The organism is Janthinobacterium sp. SUN073, from assembly GCF_030397665.1.
Classification (GTDB): Bacteria; Pseudomonadota; Gammaproteobacteria; order Burkholderiales; family Burkholderiaceae_D; genus Janthinobacterium.
Map to the genome: position 1 here is coordinate 293,092 of NZ_JAPUBT010000004.1, position 24,846 is coordinate 317,937.

19 protein-coding genes are annotated in these 24,846 nt (G+C 63.6%); 6 read left to right on the forward strand and 13 right to left on the reverse strand.

The window, feature by feature from the left end; genetic code table 11:
* Positions 1-9: 9 nt before the first annotated feature.
* Genes O0882_RS14175 through O0882_RS14190 form a run of 4 tightly spaced genes read right to left on the reverse strand, consistent with a single transcriptional unit; the run spans position 10 to position 4,074 of the window.
* The gene (locus tag O0882_RS14175) at positions 10-1,356 is read right to left on the reverse strand and encodes a virulence factor (RefSeq protein ID WP_289948903.1); all 1,347 of its coding nucleotides are present in this window, start codon (positions 1,354-1,356) and stop codon (positions 10-12) included.
* Between the two features lie 54 nt (positions 1,357-1,410).
* The gene (locus tag O0882_RS14180) at positions 1,411-2,763 is read right to left on the reverse strand and encodes a virulence factor (RefSeq protein ID WP_289948904.1); all 1,353 of its coding nucleotides are present in this window, start codon (positions 2,761-2,763) and stop codon (positions 1,411-1,413) included.
* 36 nt (positions 2,764-2,799) lie between these two features.
* The gene (locus O0882_RS14185; protein WP_289948905.1) at positions 2,800-3,855 is read right to left on the reverse strand and encodes a DUF3274 domain-containing protein; all 1,056 of its coding nucleotides are present in this window, start codon (positions 3,853-3,855) and stop codon (positions 2,800-2,802) included.
* Between the two features lie 9 nt (positions 3,856-3,864).
* On the reverse strand, positions 3,865-4,074 hold the full coding sequence (locus O0882_RS14190; RefSeq protein ID WP_289948906.1) for a type VI secretion system baseplate subunit TssF: 210 nt from the start codon (positions 4,072-4,074) through the stop codon (positions 3,865-3,867).
* Positions 4,075-4,563: 489 nt separating this feature from the next.
* Between O0882_RS14190 and leuA the strand changes: the two genes are divergently transcribed.
* The gene (gene leuA / locus O0882_RS14195) at positions 4,564-6,270 is read left to right on the forward strand and encodes a 2-isopropylmalate synthase (RefSeq protein WP_289948908.1); all 1,707 of its coding nucleotides are present in this window, start codon (positions 4,564-4,566) and stop codon (positions 6,268-6,270) included.
* A 169-nt stretch (positions 6,271-6,439) separates the two neighbouring features.
* Positions 6,440-8,044 (forward strand): methyl-accepting chemotaxis protein, encoded by a 1,605-nt coding sequence (locus O0882_RS14200; protein WP_289948910.1) that lies wholly within the window; start codon positions 6,440-6,442, stop codon positions 8,042-8,044.
* Between the two features lie 5 nt (positions 8,045-8,049).
* On the opposite strand, the gene egtB is transcribed toward O0882_RS14200, so the two are convergent.
* Together egtB and egtD are read right to left on the reverse strand one after the other, a co-directional pair.
* Positions 8,050-9,306, reverse strand: a complete 1,257-nt coding sequence (egtB, locus tag O0882_RS14205) for an ergothioneine biosynthesis protein EgtB (protein ID WP_289948912.1) — start codon at positions 9,304-9,306, stop codon at positions 8,050-8,052.
* Positions 9,307-9,315: 9 nt separating this feature from the next.
* Positions 9,316-10,308, reverse strand: a complete 993-nt coding sequence (egtD, locus tag O0882_RS14210) for an L-histidine N(alpha)-methyltransferase (protein ID WP_289948914.1) — start codon at positions 10,306-10,308, stop codon at positions 9,316-9,318.
* A 310-nt stretch (positions 10,309-10,618) separates the two neighbouring features.
* On the opposite strand from egtD, the gene O0882_RS14215 reads away from it, so the two are divergent.
* The 3 genes from O0882_RS14215 (at position 10,619) to O0882_RS14225 (ending at position 17,544) form a co-directional block, all read left to right on the forward strand.
* Positions 10,619-11,311 carry an ABC transporter ATP-binding protein gene (locus O0882_RS14215; RefSeq protein WP_096234921.1) on the forward strand — a complete coding sequence of 231 codons (693 nt, stop codon included), beginning with the start codon at positions 10,619-10,621 and terminating at the stop codon, positions 11,309-11,311.
* Positions 11,312-11,490: 179 nt separating this feature from the next.
* On the forward strand, positions 11,491-11,778 hold the full coding sequence (locus O0882_RS14220; protein WP_034786045.1) for a hypothetical protein: 288 nt from the start codon (positions 11,491-11,493) through the stop codon (positions 11,776-11,778).
* A gap of 282 nt (positions 11,779-12,060) precedes the next feature.
* The gene (locus O0882_RS14225; RefSeq protein WP_289948919.1) at positions 12,061-17,544 is read left to right on the forward strand and encodes a CHAT domain-containing protein; all 5,484 of its coding nucleotides are present in this window, start codon (positions 12,061-12,063) and stop codon (positions 17,542-17,544) included.
* Here O0882_RS14225 and O0882_RS14230 read toward each other — a convergent pair.
* From O0882_RS14230 to O0882_RS14250, 5 genes are all read right to left on the reverse strand, one after another.
* On the reverse strand, positions 17,477-18,238 hold the full coding sequence (locus O0882_RS14230) for a GNAT family N-acyltransferase (RefSeq protein WP_289948920.1): 762 nt from the start codon (positions 18,236-18,238) through the stop codon (positions 17,477-17,479). The two genes, O0882_RS14225 and O0882_RS14230, sit on opposite strands and share 68 nt — an antisense overlap.
* A 153-nt stretch (positions 18,239-18,391) precedes the next feature.
* Entirely contained in the window at positions 18,392-19,219 is an 828-nt protein-coding gene (gene fdhD / locus O0882_RS14235) for a formate dehydrogenase accessory sulfurtransferase FdhD (RefSeq protein WP_289948922.1), read from the reverse strand.
* 71 nt (positions 19,220-19,290) lie between these two features.
* Positions 19,291-19,989: a hypothetical protein gene (locus tag O0882_RS14240; RefSeq protein ID WP_289948924.1), complete on the reverse strand. Its 699-nt coding sequence runs from the start codon at positions 19,987-19,989 to the stop codon at positions 19,291-19,293.
* Positions 19,990-20,082: 93 nt separating this feature from the next.
* On the reverse strand, positions 20,083-21,540 hold the full coding sequence (locus tag O0882_RS14245) for a Ppx/GppA phosphatase family protein (RefSeq protein ID WP_289949206.1): 1,458 nt from the start codon (positions 21,538-21,540) through the stop codon (positions 20,083-20,085).
* Positions 21,541-21,704: 164 nt separating this feature from the next.
* Positions 21,705-22,787, reverse strand: a complete 1,083-nt coding sequence (locus O0882_RS14250) for an ionic transporter y4hA (protein ID WP_099759686.1) — start codon at positions 22,785-22,787, stop codon at positions 21,705-21,707.
* Positions 22,788-23,025: 238 nt separating this feature from the next.
* Between O0882_RS14250 and O0882_RS14255 the strand changes: the two genes are divergently transcribed.
* Positions 23,026-23,364: a hypothetical protein gene (locus tag O0882_RS14255; protein ID WP_289948929.1), complete on the forward strand. Its 339-nt coding sequence runs from the start codon at positions 23,026-23,028 to the stop codon at positions 23,362-23,364.
* 6 nt (positions 23,365-23,370) lie between these two features.
* Here O0882_RS14255 and O0882_RS14260 read toward each other — a convergent pair whose 3' ends face one another.
* Together O0882_RS14260 and O0882_RS14265 are read right to left on the reverse strand one after the other, a co-directional pair.
* On the reverse strand, positions 23,371-24,522 hold the full coding sequence (locus tag O0882_RS14260; protein ID WP_289948931.1) for a GGDEF domain-containing protein: 1,152 nt from the start codon (positions 24,520-24,522) through the stop codon (positions 23,371-23,373).
* A 37-nt stretch (positions 24,523-24,559) separates the two neighbouring features.
* Positions 24,560-24,835 (reverse strand): hypothetical protein, encoded by a 276-nt coding sequence (locus O0882_RS14265; protein ID WP_071078435.1) that lies wholly within the window; start codon positions 24,833-24,835, stop codon positions 24,560-24,562.
* Positions 24,836-24,846: the final 11 nt, after the last annotated feature.

Sequence of the window (24,846 nt, forward strand, 5' to 3'; positions counted from 1 at the left end):
CGACATTGTCTATTTCGAATATCCCTGCTCATTGAACTGCCCCGCGTCCAAGGTTGCCCAGGCATGCCGGATGCCCCACCACATCAGATAGGCATTGCCGCCGCCGCGCGCGCGGAACCACGGTTTCACGGGGTCAATCGGACGCACCTTGGCCGGCGGCAATATCAGCACGCCGGTCGTCTGGCCGACGTCGCTGGTGCCCGCCACCAGCACGTTCTGGCCAAAGTGATTCGCCTGCGCGATGCCCAGCGCCACATTCGTCAAGGCGGTGGCGGCGCCCATCTCGCCCAGCAAGGCAGGCGTATTGAAGGTCTGCTGGAGAAAATCGAAGGCTGGCAGCTCCGTCGTCAAGGTTTGCGCCAGGTGGCCGATGCGGTCCGATGAAGCCGGATGCGCATTGTGCGCGTCATGGATCACATAGCCGATATCTACCTCGCTCTTGCGCCCATTGCCTGCAGCCTGCGCCAGCGTCGCCTGCCACGCCTGCACCGTCGGCGGCGGCAAGCCCTTCTGCGCCGCAAAGGCGCTGACCTGCTGCGTGGCCGGATAAGCTATCCACGCCAGCGCATCACGCTCCGTCTTGTAATGGGGTCCTGCCAGTACCAGCAAGACCATGTTTTCATTGATCTGTTCATCTTTCGGAAAACTGGGCGCATCCCAGCTCATCACCCACACCGTTTCACTCGGATGCGCCTGCAGATAATCAAGGGCGGCCGCCAGGGAAATAAACCCGGCATTCGCGCCGCCGGCTGTGACGCGCACGTCAGGCGGGGTGGACTTGCTCCAGGAGTTGGGGAAACTTGGATTCCCGATGGAAAAAGTACTTGTAATTTGCTTGCGCAAGTCTTCCCCAGCAAGAAGAGGATCAAACCGCTCTGCAGGCAAAGCGTACTCAACATGGATACCCGCCAGTTCATTCCAGCCTTTTTTGTGTTTGAAGTCGTGGGCGTTATAAAAATAGGTGGGATTGGAAAAATACATGCCATGAAACTTGGTAATTATCTGCTGGACATATTTTCCGTGAAAGTTCACAAAAGTACCTTTTCCATCATTTGACGAAGCTATGCCAGACACAGATCTGACCTCAGAGAAAATAGCTGGGTATTGTTCTACCATGTCGTCTTTCTTATTTGGCCTTACTTTCCCAAGGGTCCATAGCAGTTGCCATTCGGTTGGATAATCCTGACGCTGATGCGGATTTAGCCATTGCACGCCCACCACTTGCGCCATGAAGGGCTGGACAATCATTTTTTCATTCTCACGGCCATCTCTGCTCACCGGATGCGTCACGCATGCCGACAAAGCCAAGCTTGCCAGCAGTGCCGCCAAGTTGCGAAAGGAAAAGAGAAGGTTCATTTTTCACCCTGGTCAGTTCATCGAAAACGCCATCTGGCGCGCCATTCCCATCGTCTACTTTGAATATCCCTGCTCATTGAACTGTCCCGCATCCAGCGTGGCCCAGGCATGCCGGATGCCCCACCACATCAGATAGGCATTGCCGCCGCCGCGCGCGCGGAACCACGGTTTCACGGGGTCGATGGGGCGCACCTTGGCCGGCGGCAAGATCAACACGCCGGTCGTCTGGCCGGCGTCGCTGGTGCCCGCCACCAGCACATTCTGGCCAAAGTGATTCGCCTGCGCGATGCCCAGCGCCACGTTGGTCAAGGCGGTGGCGGCGCCCATTTCGCCCAGCAGCGCCGGGGTGTTGAAGGTTTGCTGGAGAAAATCGAAGGCCGGCAGCTCCGTCGTCAAGGTTTGCGCCAGGTAGCCGATGCGATCCGACGAGACCGGATGCGCATTGTTTGCGTCATGGATCACATAGCCGATCTCGGCATCGGTCTTGCGCCCATTCGCGGCCGCCTGCGCCAGCGTCGCCTGCCACGCCTGCACCGTCGGCGGCGGCAAGCCCTTCTGCGCCGTAAAGGCACTCACCTGCTGCGTCACCGGATAGCCTATCCACGCCAGCGCATCGCGCTCCGTCTTGTAATGGGGGCCAGCCAGCACCAGCAAGACCATGTTTTCATTGATCTGCTCGTCTTTTGGAAAACTGGGCGCATCCCAGCTCATCACCCACACCGTTTCCTTAGGATGCGCCTGCAGATAATCGAGCGCGGCCGCCAGGGAAATGAAACCGGCCTGCGCGCCACCGGCCGTCACGCGCACGTCGGGCGGGGTGGACTTGGTCCAGGAGTTGGGGAAACTTGGATTGCCGATGGAAAAAGTATCGATGATTTCCTCGCGCAGGACATCACCAGCCTGGATGGGATCAAGCCGTTCTGCAGGCACCGCATATTCGACATGGATACCCGCCAGTTCATTCCAGCCTTTTTTGTGTTTAAAATCGTGGGCGTTATAAAAATAGGTGGGGTTGGAAAAATACATGCCATGAAATCTTGCGATCATTTGGATTACATATTTACGATGATAGCCTTTGAAAGTACCTGTCAATTTATTTGATGATGCTATATCAGACACATATTTTAGTTCAGAAAATTTCTCTGGATATAGCTCCAACATATCATCTCTCTTATTCGGCCGCACCTTCCCCATAGCCCATAATAATTGCCACTCTGTTGAATAATCCTGACGCTGAAGCGGATTCAACCATTGCAGCCCTACAACTTGTGCAATGAACGGCTTGCCGACATCAGTCGTGTCAACTTTATTTTTATCTGCATTCAATTCCGGATTGACGGCACACGAAGATAGCCCTATCGACGCCATGATTGCAGCCAAAGAAGTCACTACAGAATTTTTAGCCATAGCATCAGCCTTTAATTTTGTTTGTAAAATTTCAAATCACCTATTTTCGCGCAGACTCTTAATTTTTTCTGGCATTGAGCCCTCTGCCGACTTACTCCACTCCAAAACAGCAACCTCTTTGTATTTCCCTTTTTTAATGTATCTATCCAACAATATAAGTTCCTCATCAATCTCGAAATACTCAAGAAACCGCCAATCCGCCATGGTCCTCAACTCCCGCAAATCCGTTTCCAACAGATGGCAGCAGCCCACGGCCACGTCATACGCCAGCGCCTTTCTGGAATGCTCGCTATTGGTCAGGATGGTGGAGTGATCGGTGGCATAGGTGCCCACGTTGCCAGCCAGGCCGGCCTGGATTTTCCGCTGGCGCCATGCCGTGTATTGCGCGCTCGCCGTCTCGGGATGGTCTTCTTCCGTGACGTGTTTGCCTTTCTCGACCTTGCCTTCGCGCTTGGCCATCATGCGCAGGGAGGCGTGGTACTCGTATTGCAGTGCCGCTTCGCTCTCTTCGTTGCCGCGCGCCGCATCGGTTCGCTGTTTTTCGCCATGCAGGCCGCCACGCGGTATCTCCAGCTCGCGCTCGCCATGGAACGGGTCGCCCTGCGGATGGGCCGCATCCTTGTTGCGATCCCAGCCATGCGGATGCAGTCCCATATCGAAACTGGGGCAGATAGCGCCAAACAACTTCGCCTGCGGGAAGAAGGTCTCCGGCAGGTCGGGCGCTTCCAGCGGGATTTTCCAGTACTTGTCGGGCGAGGCATTGATACGCTTGCGCATCAATGCGGTGGCCACGATGGCGATGGGCGCAAACGCCACGGTGAGTATCTGGAACAGCCAGTTCTCTTGCGCTTCCAGGCCCTTGGCCACGCTATACGTGGAAATCATGGAAGGCGGATTCCAGAAATGGTCGCTGCCAAAATCAATGGCAGGACGATGATCGCCCCAGTAGTCGTACGCGCCTTTTACGCCGACGGGAAAACCTTCGGCAAACACGCGCTGGGTAAATATTCCCTCGCCGCCTGCCCTGGCGATTTCACCCGGGTCGAGCTTGCCCTGGCGGTCTTTCTTTGGCAGGCCATTCTTGTTCAGCACAGGGCACGGCTACGCGCCGCACCCGTCTGGCGACCCGTGCTGCCATCGGCCGTCTTCAGGTTCGACGACGTCCAGTTCTCCGCCAATGTGGGGATTGTGGCAGTCGCTGCTGACGATACCCAGTGCACCGGCGACGCCGGGATAGCGCGCAGCGAACTCCTGCTGATGCGTACGCAGCATGCCCAGTTCGAGTTCATAGTACTTCAGCAACGATTCCATGCTGGCAGCTCCAAAGCAGGGCGGGCGACACAGGTCGCCAGACGGAATCCGCATTATTCAATATCGCCGGAAAAGTAAGTTGCGCAGGAACAATAAGTCGAGCTGCGGCATGGCAGCTGCATCGTTCCCTGCCGAAATATGCTTGACAGCCCGGCCCCACTTCCCTTACATTAAGTGCATGTCCTCCTTCAAACATTCCTCCCCTTCCCTGCTGTCGCTATCGCGACTACTGCTAGCACGCGCATAAGTTTGCCGCATTGCTTCGCCTGGCCACACGCCGGCGTGTTTCAAAAACCCTGGAAGGTTTGATGATGTTTGCACCATCCCCCGCTACACCCGTAACTTCTGACGCGACCGCCACCGCTGGCGCCGTTGCCCTGTTTTGCCTGCTAAAACTACCGACCGCTTGCCTGGCCTAGTGTTGCGTGGCCGCCCGGCAAGCTTGCGCCACAACCATTGATTTCCCCCTATCTTCAGGAGTACCCGATCATGATGTTGCAAAACCCAGCTTCCAAATACCGCGCTTTTCCTCCCGTCAAATTGACCGACCGTCAATGGCCGAACCAGATCATCAGCAAACCGCCGATCTGGATGAGCACCGACTTGCGCGACGGCAACCAGTCCTTGATCGAGCCGATGAGCGCGGAAAAGAAGCTGCGCTTCTTCGAGATGCTGATCGCCATCGGTCTGAAGGAAATCGAAGTGGGTTTCCCATCGGCATCGCAGACGGATTTCGACTTCGTGCGCAAACTCGTCGATGAAGGCCGCATCCCGGACGACGTCACCATCATCGTGCTGACCCAGTCGCGTGAAGAATTGATACGCCGCACGGTCGAATCGGTGGTCGGCGCCAAGCGCGCCATCGTGCACCTGTACAACTCTGTGGCGCCTGTGTTCCGCAAGGTCGTGTTCGGCATGTCGCGCGAAGAAATCACGCAGATCGCCACCACCGGCACCACCCTGGTCAAACAGCTGGTGGCGCAGCATCCGCAAACGGAATGGGGCTTTGAATACACGCCGGAATCGTTTTCCACCACGGAACTCGATTTCTCCAAGCATATCTGCGACGCCGTCAGCGCCATCTGGAAGCCGACGCCGGCCAACAAGATGATCATCAACTTGCCATCGACCGTGGAATGCAGCACGCCCAACGTGTATGCGGACCAGATCGAATGGATGTCGCGCAAACTGGCGCGCCGCGATTCCATCATCATCAGCGTGCACCCGCATAACGACCGCGGCACGGCCGTCGCCTCGGCCGAGCTGGCCGTGATGGCGGGCGCCGACCGCGTGGAAGGCTGCTTGTTCGGCAATGGCGAGCGCACCGGCAACGTCGACTTGGTGACGTTGGCGATGAATTTGTACACGCAAGGCGTGCACCCGGGCCTGGATTTCTCCGACATCGATACCGTGCGCAAGTGCGTGGAAGAGTGCAACCAGTTGCCCGTCCACCCGCGCCACCCGTATGCGGGCGACCTGGTCTTCACGGCCTTCTCCGGCTCGCACCAGGATGCGATCAAGAAAGGTTTTGCCAAGCAACAACCGGACAGCATCTGGGAAGTGCCGTACTTGCCGATCGACCCGGCCGACCTGGGCCGCAGCTACGATGCCGTGATCCGCGTCAACAGCCAGTCCGGCAAGGGCGGCATGGCGTACTTGCTGGAACAGGAATACGGCCTGGTCTTGCCGCGCCGCCTGCAGATCGAATTCTCGCGCGCCGTGCAAGCCGTGGCCGACGCCACGGGCCGCGAAATCGCCGCGCAGGATATCCATGAAATCTTCCAGAAGGAATACCTGGAGCAGACGGCGCCGTACGCCTACGCTGCGCACCGCATGGTGGAAGACACCAGCAGCGACGAATCCGTGCAGATCGACATCAGCCTGTCGCACCGCCAGACGCCATTGGCCCTGCAAGGTGGCGGCAACGGCCCCATCGATGCCTTCGTCAATGCGCTCGGTCTCGATATCAAGCTGATGGATTACCATGAGCACTCGATCGGCTCGGGCGCCAATGCGCAAGCGGCGTGCTACGTGGAATTGCGCCTCGATAATGGCCCGACCCTGTTCGGCGCCGCCATCGACAGCAATATCGTCACCGCCTCGTTCAAGGCCGTGCTGTCGGCAGTGAACCGCCGCATCGGGCAGACGGAAGCCGAAAAAACAACAGCGGCCGATGTGGCGGCCAGCGCCGCCTGAGCGCGACTCCGGCCTCCCTCATAGGGAAAAAAAGCGGTACGGCTTGATCGCCGTGCCGCTTTTTCATTTCTCCAAGGCAATTGTTGCTGCAAAAGAAGTATCACGCGCCGTATAATCGTTTCATAATAAGACCAGCGGAGACAGATCATTAGCTACCGAAGGAATCAGTATGAAATTGACGGATATGAAGATAGGCGTGCGCCTGGGCGCCGGTTTTGGCGTGGTGCTGCTGCTGATGGCAGTGCTGGTAGGCACGGGATTGTTGCGCCTGGACAAAATCGGTGGGCTCAGCGAGTCCATCATCGAGAAAGACTGGGCCAAGGCCGACGCCATCGCCACCATCCGCAGCACCACGCGTTCGAACGCGGCGCTCGTTCTGGAACTGTTCATCCATGAAGACCCGGCCCGCGCCAACGCCATCCATGGCGAAATCGACGCCAACAAAGCCACCATCAGCGATGCGCTGGCTATCCTCGACCGCCTGATCGTGCTGCCTGAAGGCAAGGAGCTGCTGGCTACCCTGAAGCAGCAGCGCAAAGCCTATGTCGTTTCGTTCAGCCAGGCCGACAAGCTGCTGGTGGCGGGACAACGCGCGGAAGCGGCCGTGTATGTGCGCGACGATACCCTGCCCGCCCTGAACCGCTTGCAAAAGACGGTGAACCAACTGAACGAAATCCAGCGCGCGGTGGTCGTGCATGGCGGCCAGCAAATCCAGCACAATATTACAGCAGCCAATATGCTGATGGCCAGCCTGGGCACGGCCGCCCTGCTGCTGGGCGTGCTCTTTGCCTGGTGGGTCACGCGCTCGATCACCACGCCCATCGCGTATGCCCTGCGCGTGGCGCAAGCCGTGGCCGCAGGCGACCTGAGCAGTAAAATCGTGGCCGACGGCAAGGATGAAACGGGCCAGCTGCTGCAGGCGCTGCGCGACATGAATACCAGCCTGGCCACCATCGTGGGGCAAGTGCGGGGCGGCACGGGCACCATCGCCGTGGCGTCGAGCCAGATTGCCAGCGGCAATGCCGACCTGTCGGCCCGCACGGAAGCGCAGGCCAGCGCGCTGGAAGAAACGGCCTCGTCGATGATCGAACTGACGAGCACCGTGCGCAGCAACAGCGACAATGCGCGCCAGGCGGACAGCCTGGCCCGCTCGGCATCCACCATCGCCCAGCGCGGCGGCACGGCCATGGCGGAAGTGATCGGCACCATGGATGCCATCAATGCATCGTCGCGCAAGATCGTCGACATCATCGCCGTCATCGACGGCATCGCCTTCCAGACGAATATCCTGGCCCTGAACGCGGCCGTGGAAGCGGCGCGTGCCGGCGAACAGGGACGCGGCTTTGCCGTGGTGGCCACCGAAGTGCGCAACCTGGCGCAGCGCTCGGCAGCGGCTGCCAAGGAAATCAAGGAACTCATTGCCGACTCCGTCAACCGCGTGGGACAGGGCGCGCAGCTGGTCAGCCAGGCGGGCGCCACGATGGACGAAGTGGTGGCCAGCGTGGGCCGGGTCAGCGCCATCGTCGGTGAAATCAGCGTCGCCAACCACGAGCAAAGCGAAGGCATCGAGCAGATCAATGCCGCCATCATGCAGATGGACCAGACGACGCAGCAGAACGCGGCCCTGGTCGAAGAAGCGGCTGCGGCCGCGGCAGCCATGCATGAACAGGCGGGCGAACTGGAAACCCTCGTCAGCCAGTTCAAGCTGGAACAGAACGCCGGCGGCAAGGCGCCAGCCCGCCCTGCGCCAACCGCCACCCCGCGCTTGAACTAGCTCAGCTATTCCACCTGGCGAGCCAGGCGGATGCCGGAAAATTGCCAGCGCGCACCAGCAGGAAAGAAATTGCGGTAGCTGGCGCGCGCATGGCCGGCCGGCGTGGCGCACGACGAGCCGCGCAGCACATACTGGTTCAGCATGAACTTGCCGTTGTATTCACCCAGCGCCCCGGGCGCCGTGCGGTAGCCGGGATACGGCGCATAGCTGCTGCTGGTCCACTGCCAGCAGTGCCCGAACATTTGCCGCAGTCCCGCTCCCGGCGCACCGGCGGCAGGATTCAACTGCCCCACTTCCACGGCGACGCCTTGCGCCGCTACTTCCCATTCGGCTTCCGTCGGCAGGCGCGCGCCAGCCCAATGCGCATACGCGTCCGCCTCGAACAGCGACAAGTGCGTGGCTGGCGCCTGCGGGTCCAGCGCGCGCAAGCCGAATAAAGTGAATTCCTGCCAGTGGCCCGCCTCGTCGCACTGCCAATACAGCGGGCATGCCAGCTGTTGCGTGCGGACCCAGTCCCAGCCTTCGGCTAGCCACAGGTGGGCCGTGCGGTAACCGCCCGCCTCGATGAAGGCGAGAAATTCGCCATTCGTCACCAGTGCAGTGGCCAGCTCGAACGGCGCCACGTACTGCGGATGGCGCGGCAATTCATTGTCGAAGCAAAAACCATCGCCCGCATGGCCGATCTGCGCCAGGCCGCCGTCGAAGGCGAGCCACGCCGTGGGCTGCGCGTGTTCTTGCGCTGGCGCCACCGCGCTGGCCAGCGCATTGTTCAGCGCATTGTCCATGTAAGCGGGAAACAGGGCGCTCTGCGCCAGCAAGTGTTTCACGTCCGTCAACAGCAACTCCTGGTGCTGCTGCTCGTGTTCGAGCCCCAGCGCCAGCAGCATGGTCAGCCGTTCGCGCTCGGGACGCGCCAGCTCACTGGCCAGCAGCCGGCCGATGCGCGCATCGACATCGATCCGGTAGGCGCGCACTTGCGCCATGCCGGGGCGCGTCAGCAAGCCCCGCTGGGCGCGCGGATGCTTCTCGCCCACCCCGTTGTAGTAGGAATTGAACAGCACGCGGAAGGCGGGGTGGAACGGCATGAACGCCGCTTCCATGCTTTCCAGAATAAACGTTTCGAAAAACCAGGTGGTATGCGCCAGATGCCATTTCACGGGACTGGCGTCCGGCATCGACTGGGCCCCGCAATCCTCGTCGGACAGGGGCTCGGCCAGCAGCAGAGAATACTGGCGCACTTGATGGTAATGATCGATCAGCATCGTCGCCTTTTAGTCTCGAATAACGCGTGCGTAAATGACGGCAAACCACTGCTGCGGGTCCGTCCAGACTTGCACGGTGGAAAACCCCGCCTGCTCCAGCAAGCCGACGAAACTTGCACGGGTGTATTTGTAGCTGTCTTCTGTATGGATGCGTTCGCCTTTCGCGAAACGCCGCTGGCCACCTTTCCAACGGACAACTTGTTCGCTGCGCGCTTCCAGGTGCATTTCGACGCGGCGCTCTTCGGCGTTGAAAAAGCCGTGGTGCCGCCACGCACGCACGTCGAAGTCCGCGCCGATCAGGCCGTTCACATGGCGCAGCATGTTCAGGTTGAAGGCGGCCGTGACGCCCAGCGCATCGTCATAGGCGGCGTCGAGGATGGCATCGTCCTTGATCAGGTCGACGCCGATCAGCAAGCCGCCATCGCCGTCCGCATTCGCGCGCAGGCGGCGCAAAAAGGCGGTTGCTTGTTCAGGCGCAAAATTGCCGATCGACGAGCCGGGATAGAAGAACAGGCGCCGCGCCTCGCGCACGCTGTCGGGCAAGTCCAGGCGGCTGGAGAAATCCAGGCCCAGGCCCGTCATCTCGATGTGCGGAAAGCGCTGCTGCAGCCGGCTCAGCGATTCACTGAGGAAATCATAGGAAATATCCACGGCCACATACTGGGCCGGATGCAGCAGGGGGAACAGGCTGGCGGCCTTGGCGCAATTGCCCGCACCGAGGTCGATCAGGGTGCTGCCCGGCCCCACGGCGTGCGCGATCTCGGCGCCGTGACGGGCGAAGATGGCCGACTCGGTGCGCGTCGGATAGTACTCGGGCAAGGCGCAAATGGCTTCGAACAGTTTCGAGCCCAGCGCGTCATACAGGTACTTGGGCGAGGTCCAGGCCTCGCGCGCCAGCAGGCCGCTGCTGATCTCGACTATCGTGGCAGGAGTGGCGCTGGCCACTCGGACGTTGCTGGCGGGAGACAAATCTGACTGCTGTTGCGCGAGTGGCATGGTCATGGGCTGGCGTCGTCTATCAAGGTTCACGAAGGGCTTGCACGGTCAGCCACCGGGCGCCGCCCCTGCCATAGCGGTGTGCGGGCGCCTTTTCCGATGACTTTTTTCCATCATAGCGGAATCCGCACAAGCCAGCCGTGCGACAGGTAACTTAAGCTCAAACGAGCAGTACGTACACAAAATGGGTATTGCCCAGCAAAAATGATAATCCTGTCGTATACTACACATTGCCGGCCAATCAATCCGCGCCCCTTTGCAGTTCCCAGGCCCCCCTCTCCCCCGCGTGCCTCCCTTTACGATAGCCGTTAACATCATGCTCGAATTGCGCCATCTGTCGAAGTCCTATGCCCATGCCCGTCCCGTGCTGGCCAACATTTCCTGCCGCTTCAAGGCAGGGGAATTCATCGCCATCATGGGTGACTCGGGCGTCGGCAAGTCGACCTTGCTGAACCTGATCGCCGGCCTCGATACGCCCGATGCGGGTGCCGAAGCGCACCCTATCCTGGTGGACGGCATCGCCATGTCCAGCCTCGATGACGCCGCCGCCACCCGGCTGCGTCGCGCCCGCATGGGCTTTATCTTCCAGGCCTTCCACGTCTTGCCGCACCTGACCCTGCTGCAAAACGTGGCCCTGCCGCTGCTGCTCAACGGACTGCCCCAGGAGCGTGCCGCCAGCATGCTCGAAGCGGTCGGCCTGGGCGGACGCGGCGGCGACTTTCCGCAGCAATTGTCCGGCGGCGAAATGCAGCGCGTGGCCATTGCCCGCGCGCTCGTGCACAAGCCGGCGCTGGTGCTGGCCGATGAGCCGACCGGCAACCTCGATCCCGATACAGCACACAGCATCCTGCAATTGCTGCGCGCCGAAATCAAGGCCAACGGCAGTTGCGCGATCATGGTCACACATTCGCTGGCCGCCGCCGAAATGGCGGACAGAACCATGATCCTGACCAAAAACGGCTTACAAAATACAACAACCGTCGACCAAATTGGTCAAACAATCAGTTAATTTAACTGACCATCTTTCACAAGTTTTGTTATCGTAGTATTATTGAAAACACTTGCCTGGTTATCAATGTTGTAACGCGAATGGTATCACGTCACCCGGACAGCCGTACTGCGATGACGAACTATAGCTGGGACCACATACAGTGGTCTCGTCCCTTGCATAACCTGAAGGAGGAGTAAATGAACGTTCGGCAAAAGAAGCTGGAAATGATTGAAGCGATGAACCGGGCGCGTGCGCTCGAACCATCGAGTTTTGTGCCCAACAAGCTGCTCGATACCCTGATCGAGAAGATGAACCTGAAAAATGATGCGGAACTGTGCCGTGTTCTGGAAGTCCAGCCTCCCATCATCAGCAAGATTCGTCACGGCAAACTGTCGGTCGGTGCAACGATTTTATTGCGCATGCATGAAAAATCGGACATCACCATCCGCGAACTGAAGGAACTGTCCGCCACGCCAGTCCACTGAGATACACGCTGTTGCAATGCCATGCCAGGCACCCAGGTCCCCGGCGCCATGAACTTTTGCCATGCAATTCGCGCAGTTCGCTCACCGCACCACATCCGCGCACGATAGCGAAGAGACCCAGCCCAAACCATGCTGACCGTTTCTCTGCCCATCCGCTCCAGCGCCCCTCCCCGCTGTCACGCCCCCCCTGCCAGCCAGCATTTCCACTCAAACTTGATCTGACGCAACACGCATAGTCTCCGCAGGCATCAAGGTCAGCTTTTAACCAGTGATCCCAACCGCATGTCCAGCGACCCTCTTGCGCCGCCCGTGCTGCGTCTGACGCTCACGCGCGATCCCCTCGCCGACGCCGGGGACTGCCCCGCCGCGCCCGGCTGGCACAGCGAGACCCACGTGCTGTCGGGCGCGCGCGGCATCGGCAGTTGCCGCACGGCACTCGATATCGGTCCGGCCGACGTGGTGCAGCTGCTGTTGTGCGACGGCAGTTCACTGCTGGCGAGCAGCCTGGACCTGCCACGCTACCTGGGGCCGGTCATGGCGGCACGCGACGACGCGCCCGCCAGCATCGAAGTGGGGCTGGCCTTGCGCCCGCAGGCGGCGCGCCCGCCGCCCGGCGCCAGCCGCGACGGCCTGGGCGCCTGGATGCTGCGGGCCGTGCGCGTGTACCGCTGCGGCGCCGCCGCCATGACTGCGCTGGCGGCGGCGGGCGCCTTCCAGGACCGCCAGCTGGAACAGCGCCTGGGCCTGTACCGCTGCGGCATCGAAGCGGGCAGCATGACGTCCGTCGCCAGCGTGCCCGCCGGGCCGGAACCGGTGCTGCTGCTGTTGCACGGCACGGCGTCGTCGACCCAGCGCAGCTTTGGCGGCCTGTGGCGCAATGGCCTGGCGCCGCAGCTGGTGGCGCAATACGGCAACCGCATCTACGGCTACGAGCACCGCAGCCTCAGCGAAAGCCCCATCGAGAACGCGCTGGCGCTCGTGCGCCAGCTGCCGCACGGCGCCGTGCTGCACCTGCTGGCCCATTCGCGCGGCGGCCTGGTGGGCGAATTGCTGGCGCGCGCGCAGCGCATCGACAGCCGCGGCGCCGTCGACCTGGCTGGCGACGGCCTGGAACGGCTGAGCGAAAACACGGTAGGCGGCGAAGCGTTCAACAGCCACGATATCGGGCACTTCACGGCGCAGGCACGGCTGGGCGCACGCGCCGGCCACGACGCGGATGCGGCGCGCCTGCGCGAACTGGGCGAGGAGTTGAAGACGCGCGCCATCCGCATCGCCCGCTTCGTGCGCGTGGCCTGCCCGGCGCGCGGCACCACCTTGATGTCGGGCCGGCTCGACCGCTGGGCCAGCGTGATGTGCAACCTGCTGCCGCAGGACGATGTGCCCGATGGCGGCATGGCCTTCCTGCTGGCCGTGGTGCGGCAGCGCTGCGACGCGCGCATCCTGCCGGGCCTGGAAGCGATGATGCCCGACTCGCCCCTGGTGGCGCTGCTCAACGCGCCCGACGTGCGCGTGGCCAGCCCGCTGCACGTGCTGGCCGGCGCGTGCAGCGGCGATGGCTTGCTGGGCTGGCTGGGCGACTGCCTCGGCGACCAGCTGTACGGCGGCCAGAACGACCTGGTGGTCAACTGCGCCTCGATGGCGGGCGGCGCCACGCGCAGCACGCCGGTACGGCAACTGCTGCTGCGCGGGCCGCAGACGCACCACCTGAACTACTTCGAGCGCGCACCGTCCGGCCTGGCGGCAGTGCAGGCGCTCACGGGCGACGACAGCGCCTACCAGCCGCTGGCCGGCATCGAGCACGGCGCGCTGGGACGCGGCGGCGAAGTGCCGAAGCGGCGCGCGCACGCTCCCATCGTGCTGCTGCTGCCCGACATCATGGGCAGCCATCTGCAAGTGGGCAGCAACCGCATCTGGTTCGACCCCGTCAACCTGGTCGAAGGGCGCATCGAGCGCCTGGCCGTGGGCCAGCCACACATCGTCAGCGCCGGCTGGGTCGAATCCTGCTATGAACCGTTTGCCCGCTTTCTCGCGCAAAGCCAGGAAGTGCGGCCCTTTACGTATGACTGGCGTTTGTCGCTGCAGCACTCCGGCAACGCCTTCCTGCCCGTGCTGGACGAGGCCATGCGCGACGCCGAACAGCGCGGACAACCTTTGCGCATCCTTGCCCACGGCACGGGCGGGCTGGTGGCGCGCCTGGCATTGAAGGACCGCTGGCAGCGCTTCGGCGCCCTGCCCGGCAGTCGCCTGCTGCAGGTAGGCACGGCCAACCGGGGCACGCAAGCGATGGTGCAAGTGCTGCTGGGACGCGATCCGCTGGTGCGGATGCTGGCCTGCTGGATAGGCTGGAAGCACACGCGGCGCCAGTTTCTCGGCTTCGTGCGCGCCTTTCCCGGCGTGCTGGACATGCTGCCGTGGCCGCAGCCGCAGCCGCAGGTGGCCGGCAGCATCGATTATTTCGACAGCGACGCCTGGGCGCAACTGGCCGCCGGCGATGCGCAAGCGGGCCTGCCCGACGGCTGGCAGGCGCCCGAGGCACCAGCGCTGGCGGCGGCGCGCGCCACCGTGGCCTTGCTGGAGGCCGCCCCGCTCGATGCCCGCCATTGCTGCTACCTGGCCGGGTGCGCCGACACGCCGGTGGCGCTGCGCCTGCGCGACGGCGGCATCGAGACGGCCTGGTCGCCGGACGGCGATGGCCGCACGGCCTGGCAAGGCGCGGTGCCGGACGGCGTGCAAGCGTGCTACCTGCCGGTGGCGCATGGCGACCTGCTGCTGCAAAAAGAAACCTACCCGGCCATCGCGCAACTGCTCGAGAACGGCCAGGGCGCAGGCCTGTCCCGGCGCCCGCCGCACGCGCCGGGCGGCGCCCCGCCGCGCTTCCGTCCATACGCCCCCGATGCGCGGCCGCTGTACCCGCAGCCGCCGGAACTGCTCGACGCCGCCCTCGGCGCCGCCGGCCCCGCCAGCACGCCGGAGGTCTGCGCGCCGCAGCTGAGCCTATCCGTCATCCACGGCAGCATGGCCTCGGCCGACGCGCCCGTCATGAGCGGCTGCTACGCGTATGAATCGCTGCGCGGCAGCATGAGTTTTCTCGACCGCCTGCTGGCGGGCAAGCTGCAGGAAATCCACGCGCTGGGGCGCTTCCCGCAGCGTCCCGACTCTGCCCTGGTGGTGCTGCAACCCGATGCCGCGCGCCGGCCCGGCGGCGCCATCGTCATCGGCCTGGGCGCGCTGGGCGAACTGACGCCGGGCGAACTGGCGCGCGCCTTTGCCGGCGGCCTGCTCGAATACGCCTGCGTCTGTCTGCAGGTGCGCGCCGCCGGCCATGCGGCTGCGCCGCCGATGGGCGCACACGGCTTGCGCGTGGCCAGCCTGTTGTCCGGTTCCGGCTATGGCGGCTTGAGCATCGCCCTGTGCGCGCGGGCCCTGATCGATGGCGTGCGCAGCGCCAACCGGCGCCTGGAAGACGCGGGCATGGCCTGCCGCATCGGCCACATCGCCATCTATGAACAATCCGAGGCGCGCGCCATCGCCGCCGCCGTGGCCATCGAGCAGATCATGGCCGAGGCGCGCTACCAGGGCAGCTTCACGTTCGAGCGGCGCATCCGCCACAGCCCGGGCGGCTACCGGCGCATCTTGCCCAGCCTGAGCGGCGACAATGGCTGGCGCCGCGTGCAGATCGTCGCCGCGGACCTCTCCGGCGCCCTGCGCTTCACCGTGCTGACGGACCGCGCCCACAACAGCGTCGACGAGGAGCCGAACCAGCGCCAGGCCGTCGATGGCCTGATCATGGACGCCACCGACAACACCACCGACCAGCCGGGCCTGTCGCGCGCGCTGTACGAACTGATGCTGCCCAATGGCCTCAAGGCGGCCATCCCCGAGATGCGCGGCCTGATCCTGGCCGTCGACCAGAGTGCCGCCATCTATCCGTGGGAGCTGATGCGCGACGAGGCGGGCAGCGAGGAAAGCCCGCTGTCGACGCGCATCGGCATGGTGCGCCAGCTGGCCAGCCTGCGCGAGCAGCCGCCCGCCACCAGCCCGCCCAGCAACAGCGTGCTGGTGATCGGCGACACCGATTCCGGCCTGCCCGAGCTGCCCGCCGCGCAGGCCGAGGCGCAGGACGTGGCGCGCATGTTCCGCGCCTACGGCTACCAGGTGCGCGAGCTGCTGCGCCCGCACGCGCAGCGCGTGCTGGTGCACCTGTTCGACGAGCGCTATTTCGCCATCCACCTGGCCGGCCACGGCGAAGTGGCCGGCCCCGGCATCGCGCATACGGGCCTGGTGCTGGGACCGAAGACGCGGCTGACGGCGGCGCAGGTGGGCAAGCTGAAACGCGTGCCGCAATTCGTCTTCATCAATTGCTGCCACCTGGGCGACATGCGCCCGGACGCCATCGCGCCGTGGTCGAAACTGGCCGCCAGCCTGGCCACGGCCTTCATTGAAATGGGCTCGCAGGCGGTCATCGCGGCCGGCTGGCGCATCGACGATCAGGCGGCCAGCATCTTCGCGCACAGCTTTTATCACGCCATGCTGAGCGGCGAATACTTCGGCGACGCCGTGCGCCTGGCGCGCGAGGCGGCGTACCTGCAGTTCCCGGCGTCGAATACCTGGGGCGCCTACCAGGCGTATGGCGACGACCGCTACCGTTTCCCGAATACCCAGAGCCGGCCCTGGCAGGCGCCCGACTATCACTACCACGGCCACCTGCTGGCCGACCTGGAAACCCTGCATGCGCGCCTGGCGGGCGCCGATCCTGCGCGCCGCGCCGCCATCGAGGAAAAGCTGGCCAGCATCGAGCAAGCCGTGCGCGCGCGCTTCTTCGGCTGCGCCGACATCCGCGAAAACATGGCCGCCACGCGCGCCGGCCTGGGGGGACTGGAGAACACCCTGCGCGCCATCGAACACTACCGGGCGGCGCACAGCGCGGCCGACGGCAAGGTGGGTTTGCGCGCGCTGGCGCATTGGGCGGAATTGGAGATACGCCAGGGCGCGGCCCTGTGCGGCATCGATGCGGGCGCCGGCATCGAGGTGCCCGTCGTGCCGGATATGGCGCAGGGACGGCAATTGCTGCAGGATGGAAAACAGCATATCGACCTGCTGGTGGCGCTGGCGCCCACGGCGCAGCGCCTGGCCCTGCTGGGACGCTACTGGGCCTTGCAGGCACGCCTGGCCTGCGCCGAAGGCCATTCCGGCACGCCGGCGCTGCGCGCCATGACCGATGCCTGCCTGGGGGCGCTGGACGAAGCGCGGCGGCGCAGCGGCGTGGCCGACTGCGACCTGATTTTCCAGGTGCTGGCGGGCGCCCTGCTGTTGAAAGCCCATGGCGACGGCGACGCCTGGCGCGCACTCGATGCGCAACTGGGCGACTTGCTGCACGACGCCATCACCTATGCGCGCCAGCGCCACGCGGACGAACACCGCGCCATCGACGCCGGCGCCCCCGTGCGCGCCGCCCTGCTGGCGGCCCTGTGGCAAGTGCCGGACGGCCAGCCCTTCGACGCGCCCGCGCGCGCCGCCTTCCTGGCCTTGTACCACGACGCCGTGCGGCGCCATGGCAGCATCGGCGAACCCGAAGCGATCACCGTGCCGCTGCGCTTCCTGCTCGAACTGCTGCCGCCCGACAGCGCGCAGACCGGCTTGCGCAGCGCCGTGCAGGCGCTGGCCAGCCAGTTGCAGGCCTCACTCCCCGGCATTAACCTTAGCCAGGCACCACGCCGTAGTGGCGCGCATAGCGCTCGTCCAGATTCGCCAGCGGCATCATCATGAACATGTCGGCGCTTTCGAAATCAGGGTCCCACGCCGGTTCGCCGCAAATCCAGGCCCCCGAACGCAGATAGCCCTTGATCAGCGGCGGCACTTGCGGCTTGTGCGCCGCTTCCACCTGGTGGATGGGGAAAGGCAGGTGCGGCGTGACGCGGTATTCGCTTGGGGCCATGTGCTTTTCGGCCAGCGCCTGGTACACGGCAACGGCGTTATGCCCGCCATCGGCCAGGCTGATGCTGGCGCAGCCGACCAGGTAGTCGCAGCGCTCGCGGCGCATGTACTCGGCCAGGCCCGACCACAGCAGCATGATCACGCTGCCGCCCCGGTACTTGGGATGGATGCAGGCACGGCCCGCTTCGACCATGCGTCCGCGCAGGTTCTTCAGGCGGCTCAGGTCGAACTCGTTTTCCGCATACAGCCGGCCGATCTTGGCCGCCTTGGCCGCGCTCAGCACGCGGTAAGTGCCCACCACTTTCAGGGTATCGGCATCGCGCACGATCAGATGATCGCAATGCGCGTCGAACTCATCGCTGTCGAGGCCATCGGCATTCGCCAGCGAGCTCAATCCCATGGCCTCGATAAACACCTTGTAACGCAAACGCTGGACTTCGCGCAATTCCGCCGCGGTAGTGGCCTGGCTCAGCACCAGTTGGACCGGCCGGGCCTTGGCTTCGTTTGATGCGACTATGTTCTGCATGGTTTCATCCCCTGTGATCAAGACGACTCCAGCGTACTTGTCTAATATGTCAGGAAAATGACAGCCGAATGTCATTTCCATGACGCAAGTCAATGTCAGGGGAAGAGCGTGCGCATTTACCACACTCGCCGGCGCCGTCAGTGAAAACGCCGCTTACAGCGTGATACCAGGCGTGTAGTCGACGAAGGCATCCTGGCGGCAAAAGCCCACCAGTTTCATGCGCGCCTGCGTGGCGATGGAAATGGCCAGCGAACTGGGGGCGGAAATCGTCGCCAGCAGGGGAATCTGCATGCGCGCCGCCTTGCGCGCCAGCTCGTAGCTGCCGCGGCTGGACAGGAACACGAAGCCGCGCCGCATGTCGACATCGTGCAGCGCGAGGTGGCCAATCAGCTTGTCGAGACCATTGTGCCGGCCGACATCCTCGAACACATGCACGATGTCGCCATCGGGCGTGCACCAGGCGGCCGCATGCACGCCGCCCGTTGCCTGCATCAGCGCCTGGTGTTCGCGCAAGCCGCTCGACGCGCGCGCCAGCGCGGCCGGCAGGTCGACCTGGATCAGGGATGGCGGCAGCGCCGCGGGCCGCAAGTCGAGCATGTCGATGCTGTCGATGCCGCACACGCCGCAGCCCGTACGGCCCGTCAGCTGGCGCCGCCGGTCCTTCAGGCGCACGAAATCTTCCTGTGCGATGCTCAAGGACACTTCGGCGGAATCAGGGCGCAGGAGCACTTCACAGTCGAAAATGGCGCCGGCCGAAGCGACCACGCCTTCCGTCAGCGCAAAGCCGTAGGCAAACGCTTCCAGGTCACGCGGGGTGGCCATCATGACGACGTGGGAAATGCCATTGAAGACCAGCGCCACGGGGATTTCCTCGGCGACGTGGTCGATGGCATCGGTGGACTGGCCCGCGCGGTGGCGAACGATGGCGCGCTCGACGAAGCCGGCGCGTTCAATACTGATTTCTTCTGACATGGCAACCATGGGGGAACTATCACAGGCCCCATGGTAAACCAGAATGGGCAAGCGGAGGGGCGGCCCCTCCGCTGGCGCCATCAATCCTTCTTCGGACGGCCCGTTTTCAGCTGCGGCAAGCCGGCCAGCACGTTTTGCAGGGTCGCCAGGTCGATCTGGCTGATCAGCGCCACGCCGATGCGCAGCAATTCGCTTTTCTTGATCTCGAAACCGGCCTTCAGGCAAGCTTTCTTGACCTGGCCCAAGACTTCATATTCCGCTTCCGGCATGGTGAAGCTGTCGCGCACCAGTTTCGGCTTGCGGGCTTTTTCCTTGACGGCGGCGACCTTGGCGACAGGCGCTTTTTTCGCGGCGGCTGGCTTGGCGGCCGGTTTGGCTGCCGGTTTGACGGCGGCTTTCGCTGCCGGCTTGGCGACGGCCTTGGCGGCTGGTTTCGCAGCAATCTTGGCGGCCGGTTTGGCAGCGGCTTTGGCGACTGGCTTGGCCACAGCCGGTTTGGCCACGACGGCCTTGGCCGCCGGTTTGGCGACGGGTGCCTTGGCTACCGCAGGCTTGGCGGCAACGGGCTTGACTGCTGCCGGCTTCGCAGCGGCGGCTTTGGCGGCCACTGGCTTGGCGGCGGCCTTGGCCACCGGCTTGGCTGCCGGCTTGGCTACCGGTTTCGCGGCAGGCTTGGCGGCCGGTGCAGCCTTGGCTGCTGCCGCATTGATCGAAGCGCTGGTGGGGAACATCGATACGGGCGCGCTGTCGGCTTTTTTCACGGGAACGGTTTTGGTCATGGATTATCCAATCTAATAAATAATATAAACAATATATACTCTTTTTTGAAATCTTGCTTGCTGCACATCAAGCCATGCATACGGCATGACCTCCTAGGCGCTGGCGCGGATGGTGAAATCGACCCCGACCTCATCCCAGAATTCCTGCTCCTTTTCGATCCAGAACGACACGGTGGGATGGTGTGCCACCCAGCCGCGCTTGATGTCGAGCTCGATTCTGCTCTTCATGCGCAGGCGCAGTTCGCTGAAATCGGCTTCGATGCGCGCATGCATGAGCAGAATCGACAGGCGCAGCGCCAGCACGGCCTTGGCGAAATCGGGGTCGGACAGCACTTCGCCGATCTTGCGCAAGTTGCCCTTCTGCGCCAGGATCAAGCGGCTCATGGTCTTCTGTTCGCGCGTGGTAAAACCGGGCAAGTCCGCGTTTTCCACGATGTAGGATGCGTGCTTGTGGTAGCCCGTCTGCGACACGGCCAGACCCACTTCGTGCAGCAGGCTGCTCCAGCGCAGGCTTTTCACCAGGGCGTCCGACGTGGGCTTGAGCTGCGCATACATGGCCAGCGCCTGCTCGGCCACCCGGCCGGCGCGCTGCTGGTCGATATGGAATTTTTCCATGCAACCCTGCACCGATTGTTCGCGGCGGTCGCGCTTGGTCGAACGCAGGTACAAATCCCACATCACGCCCATGCGCAGGCCAGCCTCGATCGGCGTCATGACGGGAATGGCCAGTTCGCGGAACAGGCCGATCAAGATGGCCAGGCCGCCGACGATGGTGCTGGCGCGGTCAGGGCGCAAGCCGGGCATGTCGATGCGGCTGGTGTGGCCGAGCTCGATGAAGCGCCGCGCCAGCGCATCGAGGCTGACACCGGACAGCAAGCCATCACCGAGCTTGTTGCGGACGATGATGTCGGCGATGGTGCGGATGGTGCCGGAAGAGCCATACGCCGTCTTCCAGTGCTGCGGACCGAATGGCGGCGCGCCATCCTCGAAATGGCTGCGCGCCGACAGGATTGCCGCCTCGAACGACGGCGCATCGATGCGCCCGCCGATGAAGAACGACAGGCTTTGTTTGACCGTGCCCAGGCTGAAGGATTCGACGCGTTCGATATCATTGCCGCGCCCCAGTATCAGTTCGGTCGAGCCGCCGCCGATATCCATCACCAGCCGGCGTTCGCCGGGAATGGCGAGCGCATTGGCCACGCCCATGTAGATCAAGCGCCCCTCTTCCTCGCCCGAGATAATCTCGATCGGGTAGCCGATGGCTTGCTCGGCCAGCGGCAGGAAGACGGCGCCGTTGCGCGCCACGCGCATGGCCGACGTGGCCACCACGCGCACGGCATCGAGTTCGAAGCCGGCGAGGATGGCGCGAAAGCGCTGCAGGCAAGCCAGCGCCCCCTGCATGGCCGCCTCGGTCAGGTCGCCATTGGCGTCCAGGCCGGCGGCCAGGCGTATCGGGTCGCGCACGCTCTTGACCACGCGGATGGTGTCGCCATCATGCTTGCCGACGTGTAAACGAAAACTGTTGGACCCCAGGTCCACCGCTGCATACATACTGGCCTCTTGTCTTGTCATTGCTGTGCCAACTGAAAAAGTTGGCAAATTCAGTTGCTAAACTATATAAATCATTTAAACGATTTAAAAATCCTACCACACTACCCCCATCGTATGACAGCGGCGTGACAGGATTGTGACAAGAAGCCGCGCAGCTGCGACGTTTACGGCACGATGGTGGTGAATAAATAGACGGCAAAAATCACCAGGTGCACCGTGCCCTGCATGACCGTGGTGCGGCCCGTGCCCAGCGACAGGGTGGCGACCATCAGCGACAGCAGCAGCAGCACTGTCGATTTGATATCGAGTCCCAGGGTGATCGTCAGGCCCGTGGCCAGCGACACCACCACCACGGCGGGAATCGTCAGGCCGATGCTGGCCAGCGCGGAGCCGAGGGCCAGGTTCAAACTCGTTTGCAGGCGATTGGCGCGCGCGGCACGCACGGCGGCCAGGCCTTCGGGCAGCAGCACGATGGCGGCGATGACGATGCCCACCAGGGTCTTTGGCGCCCCCATGGCGGCAATCGCCGTCTCCAGCGCGGGCGCCAGCGACTTGGCCAGCAGCACCACGGCGCCGAGACACACCAGCAGCGCGCCGGCACTGACCCAGGCGACGGTGGGCGTGGGCGGCGCCGCATGCACCTCTTCGTCACCGACGGCTTCCTTGGGCAGGAAGTAGTCGCGGTGGCGCACCGTCTGCACCAGCACGAAGGTGCCGTACAGGACCAGCGAGATGACGGCGATGAAAATGAGCTGGCTGGAGTTGTAGTACGGGCCGGCGGCGCTGGAGGTGTAATTCGGCAGCACCAGCGTCAGGATGGCGATGGCCGCCAGGGTGGCCAGCGACGCGCTCACGCCCAGCAGGCCGAAGGTCTGCTCGCGGTGGCGCCCGGCGCCCAGCAGCAGGCAAATGCCGACGATGCCGTTCAAAATGATCATGATGGCGGCAAATACGGTGTCGCGCGCCAGTCCCGTCGTTTCCGGCCCGCCGGCCAGCATCAGCGAGACGATCAGCGCCACCTCGATCAGGGTCACGGCCAGCGCCAGCACCAGGGTGCCATACGGTTCGCCGATGCGGTGCGCCACCACTTCCGCGTGGTACACGGCGGCCAGCACGCTGCCGATCAGGCCAGCCACCAGCAGGATTTGATAGTAGCCGCCGACATTGAAGGTGGAACCGAACAGGAACAGCCAGCCGGCAAGGGGGGCGGCAAGCGGCCATACAGGCAGAGATTTGAGCATTTTCATTGTGGGCCTGGCAAGAGTAAGAAAGGGGAACTGCGGTGCGGACGACAAGAAGGGCCTGGCATGCACCCCACAGCATAACTTGCCTAGCTTAAATGAAAGTTAGGGAATGCACATGTTCAGCTGCCGGCGGCCAGCATGGCCTGTCTGGTAACATGCCGTTGCAATTTTCTTGTCTTTTTGCTTGCTGCCGCCGTCATACTGCAGGGTACGCCTTACCGGCAACGACCAAGGACAGACCATGATTTCAATAAACAACACAGCCATGCGCACCTTCTTCCTCGCCGGCAGCCTGCTGTGCGCCGCCGCATACGCGGACACGCCGCCAGCGCGCGAGGCGCAGGTGGACGCGAACTGGGCCACCCCTCCCGCGCCTGCCGCTGAGTCAAAGTGGCAAGACAGCCTGCCGCCCGCGCCGCCCGTGGAACCGCGCGCAGAAAAGATACTGCCCCGCAGCGAATGGCTCACCGTCGAGCCGATGAAGGCGCCCGACCGGCGCTGCGATCCCGGCCTCGACGCCCTATTCCTGAGCAAGGAATGCGGCAAGGAACCCAGCTGGCTGGGTTCGCGCAAAAAGTAAGCCGATTTACATATCGAGGGGGCTGGCGCCCTGCGCTTCCACCACCCTGTTGCGGCCCGCCTGCTTGGCCGCCTGCAGCGCCTCGTCGGCCCGCTTGAACAGGCTGACGGTGCTGTCCTCGGCGCGGATGGTGGTCACGCCCAGGCTGGCCGTCAGCTGCAGCACGGCGCGTTCCGTCTTGACCGGCAGCACTTCGACGGCGGCGCGGATGCGCTCGGCCACCATCAGCGCATCGGCCAGGGTCGTGCGCGGCAGCTGGATGGCAAATTCGGCGCCGCCCAGGCGACCCATCAGGTCGCTGTCGCGCAGCTGCTGGCGGCACGTGTCGACAATGGTTTTCAGCACCGCGTCGCCCACCGGATGGCCATAGCTGTCGTTGACGCGCTTGAAATGGTCGATATTGAGCACCACCAGCGCCGTCGGCAAGCCGGGCCGGCGCGCCAGCGCCATCCACGGCGCCAGCGCCTGGTAAAAACCGCGCCGGTTCGGCACGCCCGTGGCCGCGTCGAGCACCTCCAGGCGCGCCAGTTCGCCGCCCAGTTTTTCACGCGACAGCAGCAGGTAGCCGAAGGCGTTCGTCAGCATCATCAGATACAGGGCGCCAAAACCGGCCAGCTGTAGCAGCTCGGCATCAACATCCGGCACGGCGGCAGCGAGCACGCCGCGCGCGGCGATCAGCAGCGACAGGATGCCCATACTGACGACGAGGAAGCGGCGCAGCATGCTCGCCTCGCGCCATTTGAGGCACAGCGCGGCCACGCCGGCGAGGAAAAAGCCGGCCACGATCAGCGAGCCGCCGGCACTGCGCAGCAGCGGCGCCACATTAAACAGATAGCAGGCGGCAAACAGCGCCACCGACAAACCCAGCGCCGGCAGCATGGTACGACGCCAGCCGCTGCGCCCGGCCGCCTGCCACAGCGCGCCCGCGTCCAGCGCCATGCCGGCAAACAGCAGGCTGTTGCCCAGCAAGATGGACAGCATATCGGGCAGGACGCCGCGGAAATACAGCAAACACCAGGCCACGGCCTGGCACTGCTTGGCTACCGCCCAGGTGGACAGGCTGAGCGACTTCTTGCGCTCGTACTCGAAGAAGAACAGGGCCGCGCACAGGCTCAGGTTGCCGAGCGCCAGGGCCAGTACCAGGGTCTTGATATCCATGGGCTACGCTATCGATGCGCAGGCTAGGCGCGCCAGGTCAGATTTCGTGTTCGACATTCGTGCTGCCGTCGCCGACCTTGCTGGCCCACGCCTGCACGAAATACTGCTTTTCCACTTCACTGGGCGCCTCATGCCAGAACACGATGAGGGTGCCCTTGTGGTCATGAATCTGCGCCACTTTTTCAATGAATCCGAAGTTGGCGGCCACGTCGGCCAGCGCCGCCGCATAACCATATACGCGCGTCAGCCGCTCGATGCGGTCAGGCTCGGTAAAACTGTTCGTCGCGGTAATGATGGGGTGATCCAAAAACATGCTTGTCTCCA